Here is a 12,299-nt window from a genome sequence, read left to right as displayed (position 1 = left end):
GCAGTTATGAATGACGCAACCCAAGAACGAATTTTTCAAAACGATATTATCACCCAAATGGTGGTAAATGGTTGGGTGCAAGGCCAACCTGAGCACTATAATCGTGAATCAGCCTTATATGAACAAGATGTATTAGCTTTTGTAAAGGAAACACAACCCAAAGAGTGGCAAAAGTTCTGTAAGGTTTACCCGATTGATTCTGAACGACACTTTATAGAAGCATTGGTTGCTAAGCTTAAAAAGGCGGATATTAACGCTACCGACCAAGCATCGCGAACCTATGGCACTTTGGGGGTATTGCGCCACGGTTTAAAAATTCGTAATGCGCGTTTTTCATTATGTCAGTTTAAGCCAGAGCATGATTTAAACCCTGAGACGCTTGCCCGTTATCAGCAAAATATTTGCCGTATTGTACCTGAGTTAGCTTATAGTCCATACGCCACAAAAGAACATTTAACGGTTACAGGCAAAAAAGCTAAGGCATGGCGTATTGATTTGGTGTTGTTTGTGAATGGTTTGCCCGTATCAACTTTAGAGCTTAAATCTGAATTTAAGCAGGCCGTTGAAAATGCTATTAAGCAATATAAACGTACGCGCTTACCAAAAGATCCTACTACCAAAAAGCCAGAACCACTATTAACCTTTAAACGCGGTGCCTTAGTGCACTTTGCTGTAAGCCAATATGAAGTGTACATGGCAACTAAATTAGCAGGTGACGATACCTTCTTCTTACCATTTAACAAAGGTACTAACGAAGGCGGTGCGGGCAACGATATTCCAGCAGATGAAAACCGCTATGCCACAGATTACCTGTGGAATGAGGTGTTAACGCCAGATAACCTGCTCAATATTATTGGCCGCTATATTCATTTACAGATTGAAGACAAAGAAGACTGGGAAGGGCGTAAAACCAAGAAAGAAACCCTGATATTCCCGCGTTATCACCAATGGAATGTAGTGACTAAGCTCATTGGTGCTGCCATCGATGAAGGCACAGGCAATAAGTACCTTATTCAACACAGTGCTGGGTCGGGTAAATCAAACTCGATTGCTTGGACAGCACATCAGCTTTCAACCTTATATGATGCGAAGGGCAACAAGCAATTCCATTCTGTTATCGTAGTAACAGACAGAACTGTTCTTGATGATCAGCTACAAGATACTATTTACCAATTTGAACATGCCGATGGCGTAGTTGGCCGCATTAATAACAAAGAAGGTGATGGCTCTAAATCTGAAAAGCTAGCGTCAGCATTAGAAAGTTCACAGCCAATTATCATAGTCACCATTCAAACCTTCCCGTTTGTATTACGTGCTATTGAAAACAGTACCAGTTTAAAAGAGCGTAACTATGCGGTAATTGCCGATGAAGCACACTCATCACAAAGTGGTTCTACGGCGCGTCAGTTAAAAGAAGTGTTGATGACTGATGAAGCAGATGATGACACAGAGTTAACCTCTGAAGATATTCTGGATGCAACGATTGCGGCTCGTCGTGGTAGCCCCAACTTAAACTACTATGCGTTTACGGCAACACCAAAGGCTAAAACGCTAGAGCTGTTTGGTCGTTTACCAAACCCTGAGTTGCCTGCATCTAAGCAGAATAAACCAAAAGCGTTTCATGTATATTCAATGCGACAAGCGATTGAAGAAGGTTTTATTTTAGATGTACTAAAAAACTACACCAATTATCAAGTTGCCTATCAATTAGCGCAAAAAATTGAAGCGGCGGATAAAGAGGTTGATAGTAAAAAAGCCAAAGTTAAATTAAACCAATGGGTGCGCTTGCATGAATACAACATCTCACAAAAGGTGAAGGTGATTGTTGAGCACTTTAAAGCCAACGTGATGGGGTTATTGGGCGGCCAAGCCAAGGCAATGGTGGTGACTAGTTCACGAAAGGAAGCGGTGCGCTATAAATTAGCTTTTGATAAATATGTAACAGAAAACGGATATCAGTCTATTCGAGCATTGGTGGCGTTTTCAGGTGAAGTTGAATTTAATCAAAATGACCCTGATGCAATTGCTTTGCTTGATCAAAAGTTCACTGAAAAAAGTATGAACCCAGATCTTAAGCAAGATATGCGTAAGGCGTTTGACACCGATAGCTATCAACTTATGTTGGTGGCGAATAAGTTTCAAACAGGGTTTGACCAACCAAAACTATGCGCCATGTATGTTGATAAGAAACTTGGTGGTGTTGAGTGTGTTCAAACACTATCGCGCTTAAACCGTACTTATCCAGGTAAAGCAGAGTGCGGTACATTTGTGCTCGATTTTTATAATGAGCCTCAAGATATTCTTGATGCCTTTCAACCTTACTATCAAACAGCAGAACTCGCTGATGTAACAAATCCTGATGTGGTGTTTGAGTTATATGAAAAGCTACGCACCAGCGGCATATTCTTATGGAATGAAGTTGAACAGTTCTGTGAAGCCTTCTTTACTAAGAACAAATCTAACGCTGCTATCAGTAATATTTGTAAGCCTGCGGTAGACCGTTGGCAAAAACGCTATAGCTTAGCGGTAGAAGCCTACATTCAAGCTAAAGAAATGTTCGAACGCACAAAAAAAACAGGTGATGCGGTGCTAATCGCTAATGCTGAGAATAGCTTTAAAGAGTGTAAGCAAGAGAAAGACCGTCTTGAAATCTTTAAAAAAGATTTAGGTAGCTTTACTCGATTTTACGAGTTTATGTCGCAGATAGTGGACTATGACGACAAAGAGCTAGAGAAGCTGAGCCTCTATGCAAGACACCTACGCCCTTTATTGCGTGAAAAGGTGATTGAAGAAGATGACATCGACCTTGATAACGTAGTCATGAGCCATTACCGCTTGTCTAAAATTCGCCAGCAAGATATTCAGCTTAAAGAAGGCACTCCCGAATACAAGCTTGAGCCTAGTAGTGATGTCGGCAGTGCAAAGGCGAAAGACAAGAAAGAAGAGTTTATGTCTAACATATTGGCTCGCCTAAATGAGGTGTTCATTACCGACAACCTCACTGATAAAGACATGGTCAACTATGCATTCACCGTACGTGACAAGCTGACAGAAAACGATGCGGTAATGACGCAAATAGCCAACAACACCCGTGAGCAAGCAATGCTCGGTGACTTCCCTCAAGCAATTGATGACGCCATTTTAGGCAGTAGTGAAGCCCATCAAGAACAAATGATGCAGTTGTTGTCAGACCCATCGAAAACGGCACAGTTTGCAAGGGTAGTATTTGATATGTTGAATGGGTTTAAAGGGTAGTTCGGCTTAAGAAATATATCTAAAGGGATAAGGTTAATACTGCTGTGACAAATAAAAATCGACGCGTGTTTATAGATTCGATCTATTTTACCAATATTAGGGGCTTGGACAACTGTCAAGGAAAGATATTAGCTGGTTTTGAACGCTCTATTGGAGACTATATTGAATTTAAAAAAGTCAACATAGTAATTGGAGAGAATGGTTCTGGGAAGTCAACGATTCTAGATACTATCAACGCATTATCTCAACCCAGTCTACTTGCTTCATTGCCAAAGGATAACCTAAAAGATCAAGAGAAAATAAAGCTAAATATTAATGTATTGATAGACGATAGAAAACACGAATTACGTTATCGTTACTCTCCAATATTTGAAGGGCTACAGAAAAAGGAATTCGAATTATACTTTGATATATATGGAAGTTACTTAAGTGAGAACGGCTATGTTTCGTATGACTCCTTTAGAAATAAAAGATTAATAAAAATATATCGTTCTTTATTTAAGAATGGAGTTAATCACATAAATGTTTTTAGCTTCAATAACAGAGTCGTTAGCTTAGAAAGTGTTATTGAAGACTATAAAGCTAAATTTGATGAAAACTTCCTGCTTGAATTGAATAACGCTTATAAATATTTTCATGGTGTTACAAGTTTTGGAGAAGAGGATGGCAGTAATTGTTTTGGTAGAGATCAAAATGGGTATTTTAGCCAAGTATTACTATCCGACCCTGTTATGTTTAATAGAGTTGCTGAAAAGTATATGCCATCTGGTTGGCGTCAGTACGGTGAAATAACATCGTTTTTACAATGTCTACCCTCTAACTCCATTTGTACAATAGATGAACCAGAAGTTCATCTACACCCAAACCTGCAACGACTTTTAATCTCAAGAATCAAAGCTATTGCCCAGGCTAAAAATATTCAACTATTCATCGGCACTCACTCGCCAGTTATTATAAATAACTTAGATTATGAAAACGGTAAGCTCTTTCACGCGCGCATTAACAGCATAGATGAAGTAAAGCCTTCGAAAGCAATTCTGGACGGCCTTGGTTACAAATTAAGTGATTATCTACAAACTGATGGAGTCGTATGGGTCGAAGGCCCTTCTGATAAAATATATCTGTTAGAGTGGCTAAGAGCGTATGCAAAAGCTAACAGAGACGAGAGTTACAACTTCGAATTGCTTAACTTTGAGTTTTTATTTTATGGGGGGTCAACACTAAGTCATTTTGGAAAAGATGAAGAGCTGATCGACTTCCTTTCTATAAACCAGAACTCAGCCGTTATTATAGATAACGATAATCATTATGATCATCTTGAGAGAGTTTTTACACAGGATAATAAGAGGAGAGTGTTTGAAGAATATAACTTACACCCAAACAGCGCTTGTTGGGTAACTCACGAATATACGATTGAGTCGTACCTGCCAGATAGCTTTCGTGAACGATTTTTCGAAGTGAAGAACAATCGGTTATTAAAGGACTCTGGATATAGTAAAACAAAGATAGCGAGCTTATCTAAAGAGGAGGTTGATTCTGAAATGCTTTTAAAAAATAGAACAGATCTCAATACATTTTTGGGGGAGCTACTTTCTTTGATAGAAAAGTGGAACGGGATTGAAGTTTAAATTTAAATCTCTCTGGTTAGATAGATATGAATCTTAGTTGCTAACTATGCAACTATATTGAAAAGTTAGATACCAAAAAATTAGAAATAACGTGACTAAACAGTTATGAAAGTTGTTAAAAAAATGAAAGGATGCAGCTTTCATAACACATCAGCACTTATAAGCAGCCTATGGTCGTTAGGCATTCAAAATGCCGTTTTAATTTAGAATCCAACGAAAATAGCGCCTGAAGGCGCTATTTTTTTGTTTAAATTTACGGATCTCAATCTTTGAATAGGGTCAGTGAGGCTGACCCTATTGATTACTGAATGGCAGCGTAAAGCCCTTTTTAATTCAATGTGCTGCTATTGCGACATTTAGAAGCTAAGGTTTTAGGCGTGTAGTCTGTAAGGTTTTTAGCTTTGCCTAAATCTTCGAGATCGACCCATGTCACCTCGTCACCATTTATAAATGCACATTCCACATTGATGGAGTGGATGCTCTCAGGCGTGGTTTGAAAATCCATTAAGTTTTTATCTAAAACTATCAAGTCAGCTATTTTGCCAACTTCAATTGAACCTAGCTTATGGGAGAGGTTATGTTGCATTGCAGGAACAATAGTGACGGCCTTTATGGCGTCTTGTATTGATAAGTTACTTTTTCCATCTGTATTTGTACCTAAATACTTTCCTCTGGATGCTAAGAATGGATATTCCCAAGTGTGGCGAGTCATGGCTTGTTCAATAAACCATAGTGGGAATAACGGGCTGATACTCAAATCGCTATGTAACGAGAAGGGGATCCCTGCGGCGAGCTCTTCTTCCATAGGGTCGATCCTATTGCCTCGTAGATCTCCTAATTCATTTCTCATTGATGCTCCCCAGTAGGCCACATGGGCGATTAAATGACTGGGTGTCAAATTCGGAAACGTTTCGCGAGCTTTGAGGTATTTATAAATTGTTTTATTTTCTTTTGTACTTTCATCTATATCATTCACTGTGGAATGAATAATTGTGTGAGCTAGATCAGTAAACGTCTGAGCGACCTGTTTCTCTTTACATGTTGAGGTGTGACGTTTTGCATCACCTGCCATTTGAGTTAGCGCATTAAGTGAATCTGATATAGCTTGATCACCATTTGCGTGAAGATTAAAGTACCAAGGCTGATGTACGCTGCTGTCACAGGTGGGTAAAAATCTAGAGAGATTTTGGACAATTTCGTTTTTGGTATAATCAACATGACCCTTGCCAAACGTGTCACAAAGTCCTGCTTCAGAGTAATCAGTACTTAAATTTGCGCTACAGCCTTGGGTAGAGCCATCTGAGAGTAGCTTAATGCCTTGCGCTGAGTACATACCGTTAAAAGCTTTACTTTCAAAAGGAATATAATCACATTCACTGGGGTTTTTAGGATCATACACACATTGAGCGCGAGCGGCTGTTGCCTCGTCTTGATAGTTGCGCCAATCGTACACAGAGCGAACTCTTGCGGCCGGTTGCAGTTGCTCCATGAGAACTAGATTGATGAAATCGTCTTTCATTTCTGTTGTTGAACCACCGTCTACTAACATGGTTACCCCCTGTTGCGATGAAGTATTGAGCAAGTACTTCATTTTCATCAAAACCTCTTCATTTTCATCTTTATCATATTTAGCTAGCTCCGGTTGCGCTGTATCTAGCGGGCAGCTGGTTGCAGGGGGCGTATTTGGTGCATGGTGTACGAGTGCTGAAATGTCTTTGCTACTAGTGCCTTTTGCTCTTAAAATGGAATTAATAAACAGCATATACGCACTTGGTTCTTTGATGAGGCCAGAGTACTGCCACTTTTTCGAGTCAATCTCTTTGTACTTAGCATTATTCACTATATCTAAGTCGCCATCGCTGAAGCATAAGGTTTTCACGATAAACTGACTGGTTTTTACGTCTTGTTCTGTACCTTCACAAGTCAATGTGTAATCCTCGACGGGGAGTTTAAAGTCAGGGTTCTCTTTTTCAAACTCATCGACTTTTGCTTGAGAAATCATGTCTATCTGTGCTTTTTTGACCACTGTATTGCACAAGCCCACTTGCTCAAATGCAGACATATTGGCGTACGCTAAATGCCCTGATTGGTCAGTCATAAATATAGCTTTGTTACTTTGTGCCGTTTTTAATTTTTGGTTGTCAATTTCGTCAATAGCTTTCATTGGGTATGCAAAAAATTCTCGATTTTCGTTTATACGCTGATCGAAAGGCCTCTTGGCATACTCTTCTTGGACCATTCGTGACGGATCAAGCCCATTTCCAATGTACCATCCAACTTTATTAACATGGTCAATTACAAATGGAGGACTTGTTGTTACTTTTGCTATTGCTTCATCTAGGTATATAAAGCAGTGCCCCTGTCCATCTTTCGCACTTGAAGCCTTCTTATTCGGATAGTAAATCCAGCCGTAATCTTTAGAGAGCTTTTCTTGATATTTGTCTGGCAGACAAGGCATTAAATTTTTTACTCCACTCATTTGCGCCGTTGATTGTAAATGGGCATGAGGTTCTATGAATCCTGGCATTAAGGTTCTGCCATTTAAATTGAAGTAAGATATCTTGGTTTTTGGAGCATGGTTTCTAATTGTTGCTAGCTTCTCCTTTGCGTCGTCGACTGAACCGACGAATGTAATCACACCATTTTTGACCAACACCGCGGGATTTTCATCTGCTCCTAAAGAGAAGGGTTTTTTGCTAGCAACAGTGATAATATTGCCACCGAAAAAAAGACTGACCTTAGCGCTAACATCTTCGTCTTTTGGTTTATCATCGCTGTTATTTGTTGAACTCGAGCACGCCGAAATCAATAAGGCAGCTGCGAAACATGGGATTATATTACGCTTTTTCATAAAGTTTCCTTTGAAAATTATCTAGATAACGCTATTAAGTAGCTACAAGTTCTGGCTAGCACTCTCATACAGTCAGAAATTAAATGTAATTTTATAGTTAATTTTTCAAGGTGGTAATTACACTAAGTTACGCGCTATTACAGCAATGTTGAGTAGCTACATTTAGACCGCAAAAGTAAGCCCTGAACTATGTGACAGGTGTTAAGCAGGCTCCCTTTAACCTAAATGTTTTGGGTTATCTTGAGACCGCATAATTTTACTAGCGAGCTGCATAACATGGCGGGATCAGTTACAGATATCGAAGTGAAGTTCACGAGTATGATCGAACTGAGCATCAAGAAAGTTGAAATAGATGATGAAAAACGGTCTAATAGGCCATAAAGGATACGATGTTAGGTCAGGGAATGAGCGCAGCTGTAACGATATAGCTTGTAAATCAACGCAAGTGAAGTCGCTCGCCTTAATTTTCTCTCGCCGCTTAAATAACGTCTACATTCTAGGTCGAACTAGTTTAGTCTGATCCAACAACGCGTTATGCATACTACGCATATATAATTTATAAAATCATTCCAGCAAAAAGGAGTTGCTCGTGATAGTTAAATACATTTTCACTCTGATTGGGTCCGCACTGTTAATCGGATCGCTTTTTATGTACAACAGTACCCAAGACTTCCTAGACCGTGCAATCATTACCGAAGGCACAGTGGTAGACCTTATTCGTTCCCAGTCTGAAGACTCGGATACCTATGCTCCTTTCGTTAAATTCCGCACCAAAAATGGCGAAATAGCGGAGTTTGTGTCCTCTACTGGGGGCGGTCCTAACAGATATTCAATAGGAGAGGTTGTAAGCGTCGTTTATCTAGAAGATTCAATCGAAAAAGCTGAAATTAACGATACTTTCTCGCTTTGGGGCGGAGTTATGATCCTAGCTGGAATAGGCTCTGTATTTTTCCTTATTGGACTTTCAATTATCTTATTTGGCGCGTCAAAAAATAAGAAAGTGAAGTATCTAAAGGAAAAAGGGACACCAGTGGTGGCTAAGTTTCAGAGTGTTGAAGTTAACCGTAGAATAGAGTTTAACGGCAAAAACCCTTACCAAATTTGTGCACAATGGAGAAACCCATCAACATCGCAATTGCATATTTTTAATAGTGATAATATATGGTTTGATCCAACCAATCACATAGACCGAGAAGAGATAACAGTGTTAATTGAAGAAGGAAACCCGAGCAAATACCATGTGGATATTTCATTTCTCCCAAAGGTCGCGTCTTAATCTTATGAAAGTTGACGGATCGTAACTACAACACTAAGTAACCTGAGCTGCGGATAATTAATGCCTTTCTAGCAGCCAGTTTTAGCGCTAACTGCGTTGAATTCACTTCCAATAGCCAGCTATTGGTGCGTAAATTCGCCTTGTTTTCCCTAAATCTTGCTGGCTAGACAAAGAAAAAACTAAGTTGTGCTTTAGCAACAATGAGTTGGAACATTCCTTATCCAAACCTCAGGTTAAGTATGTAAAGTTCACGTGGGCTGAGTTTGCAAATCTATTCGAAATAGCGCTTAATAAGGCGCTATTTTTGTCTGTATATGGAAGTAAGATGAGTAAACGTGCACTGGTTTTTCCGCCCAATTTTAAGTTAGTTTTGTACGCGATGGCGGTGATGTGTCTCGTACAGGTGTTAGGTGGTATTTTTGGCTTACCTGTCTATCGTTTTGGGATTGTACCGCATAATGTACATCATTTGAGTGGTGTGTTAACCGCGCCTTTTATACATGGTAGCTGGGGACATTTGCTGAGTAATTTGCTCGGCTTAAGTATTAGCGGCTATTTGGCAGCCCGATTACCGAGGTTTAAGCGAGCAACTTTTTTTATTATGGTTGCTACAGGACTAATGGTGTGGCTGTTTGCTGGACATGCTAATCACATTGGTGCATCAGGCATTGTAATGGGTTACTTTGGCTTACTGCTGGGTGCTGCGCTATTCAATCGCGATGTGCTTGGCATTGTTAGTTTTGTAGCTCTGCTGGTATTGACTTACTATGCTAATATTAGCTTTTTAGCGACATTATTTGATTTTTCGGCACAGACGAGTAGTTCAAGTCATATTTTTGGCTTTTTAAGCGGATTATGCGGGGCATACTTAACCAAGCAAAAGCGTATTGCTCGGCGTTAAAGCAGCACAACCTACCAGTGACGGCAGGTCATGCTTTGGGATTTAAGTTATTACCAAATACGCACGCGCTCTTCAGGTGCTAGGTAAAGTTTGTCACCCGGTTTTACGTCAAACGCTTTGTACCATGCATCATGGTTGCGAGGCGCAAGCGCTCTAAATTGCCCCGGTGCATGAGTACCTGCGCGTAGCTGGTTTAGCATGCTTTGCTCAGTTCGTTTTTCTTTCCATACTTGTGCCCAAGCAAGGAAGAAACGTTGGTCTCCAGTCAAGCCATCAATCACAGGTGCTTCTTTGCCGTTTAGGCTCAGTTTATAAGCATGGTAAGCCATCGCAAGGCCGCCCACGTCACCGATGTTTTCGCCAAGGCTGTTACGACCATTCACAAAGTTACCCTCAATAGGCTCATATTGGTTGTACTGTGCCGCGAGCTTGTCTGCTTTTTCTTCGAAAGCAGCGCGATCTGAATCGGTCCACCAGTTACGTTGAATACCGTTGGCATCTGATTTAGAACCTTGGTCGTCAAAGCCGTGGCCCATTTCGTGCCCTATCACCGCGCCAATACCGCCGTAGTTTACTGCAGGATCTGCATTTGGGTCGAAGAATGGCGGTTGTAGAATTGCCGCTGGGAAAACGATTTCATTAAACGAGCTGTTGTAGTAGGCGTTAACGCGTTGTGGTGTCATACCCCAGCGGTTACGATCTGTTTTTTCAAGCTCTTTGGCGATGCTGTCATTGCGGAAAAACTCACGTAGGTTTTTCACATTCGTCATTAAGTTATCACGGGTTAGGATTAACCCATCAAATGATTGCCATTTGTCAGGGTAGCCAATCTTAGGAGTAAATGCGGCAAGTTTTGCTTGAGCATTTACTTTTGTTTCTTCACCCATCCAGTCTAGGCCTTCAATCCTTTCACCGAGCGCGGTGCGTAGGTTTTCAACCAATTCTGACATTTGTTTTTTAGAAGACTCTGGGAAGTAACGGGCAACGTAAACTTTACCAATTGCAAAGCCAAGCGAAGTAGTGCCAGACATTTCGCTGATAGCGCGTTTCCAACGAGCACGTGGTTCTTGTTGACCACTTAAATGTTTGCCATAAAATTCAAAGTTAGTATTGAAGATATCTTCAGACAACAGCGACGCATTGCCGCTAATTGCATGATAAGTTAGATAGTCTTTCCAAACGGCCAAGTCTTCAGAGTTGATAAGCGCAATCATTGCTTTGATCGGCTCTGGCTGAGACATATTTAGCTGAGGCACTTTGTAGCCTGTTTCAGCAAAATATAAATCCCAATTAAAGCCTGGGTATAGTTTTGCTAGCTCGTCACGTTTAACTTGATTTAATGTCAGGTCGCGGTTTCTGCGTTTTTCACGTGGCCAGTGGCCCTCTGCAATTTTAGTTTCAAGTGCAAGAATGGCTTCTGCGCGCTCAGTTGGCTTGTCTTTACCCGCAAATTTAAGCATATCTGCAATATGTGCAACGTATGCTTCGCGAGTTTTAACAAAACGCTCAGCTTCTTCTAAATAGTAAGAGCGGTCTGGTAGTCCAAGTCCGCCAGCGCCCATCGACATCTCATATTTATTTGGGTCTAGACGGTTAAACCACATACCACCGCCTATCGGCGCATTGACGCCAGTTAGCCAAGATTGTCCAAATGCTTTGGTGAGGCCGTCAGTGTTACTAATGGCGTCAATGTCAGCAAGTAGTGGTTGAATAGGTTTAATGCCAAGCTTATTTAGGGTTTCCACATCCATATAAGCATTGTAAAAATCGGCAATCAGCTGCTCTTCGGCATTAAGGTTTTTACCGTTAGCAATTTCTTCGATAATGGTTTTTACTTGTTCTTCACTGCGTTCAGCAAGTGCTGAGAATGCACCAAAACGCGTTTTGTCTGCTGGCATTTCGTAGTTTTTGTACCAAGTGCCGCTGGCGTACATAAAGAAATCATCACCTGGTTTTACACTTTCATCGCGTGCACTAAGGTCAACACCAAAGCTGCCAAGTTCAGCCTTACCAGTTGCTACAGCTGCGTTTTCTGTTTTTTGGGCTTCACTTGTTGTGACTTGTGGCTCAGAGCAAGCCGTCAGCATGATGGCTGTAAGCGCACTCGCTATTATCGTTTTATTCATTATGTAGTCTCTATTTGGTTCGAGAAGTAGGCCCGACAGCTGTGTTATTGTACTTACTATCGGGAATGTAGCCATTGTCGAGCGAATACGCTTTTGCTGCAAGCATTTGAGTCGAATTGTTGGGAAATTCGCGATGAATGTTTTTTTAAACTGTAAAAGGAGTGGAAGGGAATGAAATAGGATCAAGCTTTAAATCAACAACAATATCCCTTATCATTTCGGCATTGTTATCAGTGTTTTTGCACTGCATGGGCCACAAGAA

General features: G+C 40.7%; 6 protein-coding genes. 4 read left to right on the top strand and 2 right to left on the bottom strand.

The window, feature by feature from the left end:
* Positions 1–6: 6 nt before the first annotated feature.
* Both EXT48_RS10715 and EXT48_RS10710 read left to right on the top strand, forming a co-directional pair.
* Positions 7–3,255, top strand: coding sequence for a type I restriction endonuclease subunit R (locus EXT48_RS10715; RefSeq protein WP_130164456.1), 3,249 nt, complete (start codon positions 7–9; stop codon positions 3,253–3,255).
* 44 nt (positions 3,256–3,299) lie between these two features.
* Positions 3,300–4,883, top strand: a complete 1,584-nt coding sequence (locus tag EXT48_RS10710; RefSeq protein WP_130164455.1) for an ATP-dependent endonuclease — start codon at positions 3,300–3,302, stop codon at positions 4,881–4,883.
* Between the two features lie 328 nt (positions 4,884–5,211).
* Here EXT48_RS10710 and EXT48_RS10705 read toward each other — a convergent pair whose 3' ends face one another.
* Positions 5,212–7,734: an amidohydrolase family protein gene (locus EXT48_RS10705; protein ID WP_130164454.1), complete on the bottom strand. Its 2,523-nt coding sequence runs from the start codon at positions 7,732–7,734 to the stop codon at positions 5,212–5,214.
* Between the two features lie 589 nt (positions 7,735–8,323).
* Here EXT48_RS10705 and EXT48_RS10700 point away from each other — a divergent pair.
* Both EXT48_RS10700 and EXT48_RS10695 read left to right on the top strand, forming a co-directional pair.
* Complete coding sequence (locus tag EXT48_RS10700; protein WP_099031366.1) at positions 8,324–9,010, top strand: DUF3592 domain-containing protein; 687 nt, start codon at positions 8,324–8,326, stop codon at positions 9,008–9,010.
* A gap of 325 nt (positions 9,011–9,335) precedes the next feature.
* Positions 9,336–9,911 carry a rhomboid family intramembrane serine protease gene (locus EXT48_RS10695; RefSeq protein ID WP_017217999.1) on the top strand — a complete coding sequence of 192 codons (576 nt, stop codon included), beginning with the start codon at positions 9,336–9,338 and terminating at the stop codon, positions 9,909–9,911.
* Positions 9,912–9,961: 50 nt separating this feature from the next.
* Here the strand turns inward: EXT48_RS10695 and EXT48_RS10690 are convergent, their stop codons facing one another.
* Positions 9,962–12,037 carry a M13 family metallopeptidase gene (locus EXT48_RS10690; protein ID WP_130164453.1) on the bottom strand — a complete coding sequence of 692 codons (2,076 nt, stop codon included), beginning with the start codon at positions 12,035–12,037 and terminating at the stop codon, positions 9,962–9,964.
* Positions 12,038–12,299: the final 262 nt, after the last annotated feature.

This window comes from Pseudoalteromonas sp. CO348 (assembly GCF_004208845.1).
GTDB classification, from domain to species: Bacteria; Pseudomonadota; Gammaproteobacteria; order Enterobacterales; family Alteromonadaceae; genus Pseudoalteromonas; species Pseudoalteromonas maricaloris.
This window is presented reverse-complemented; position numbering and strand designations above follow the sequence as displayed.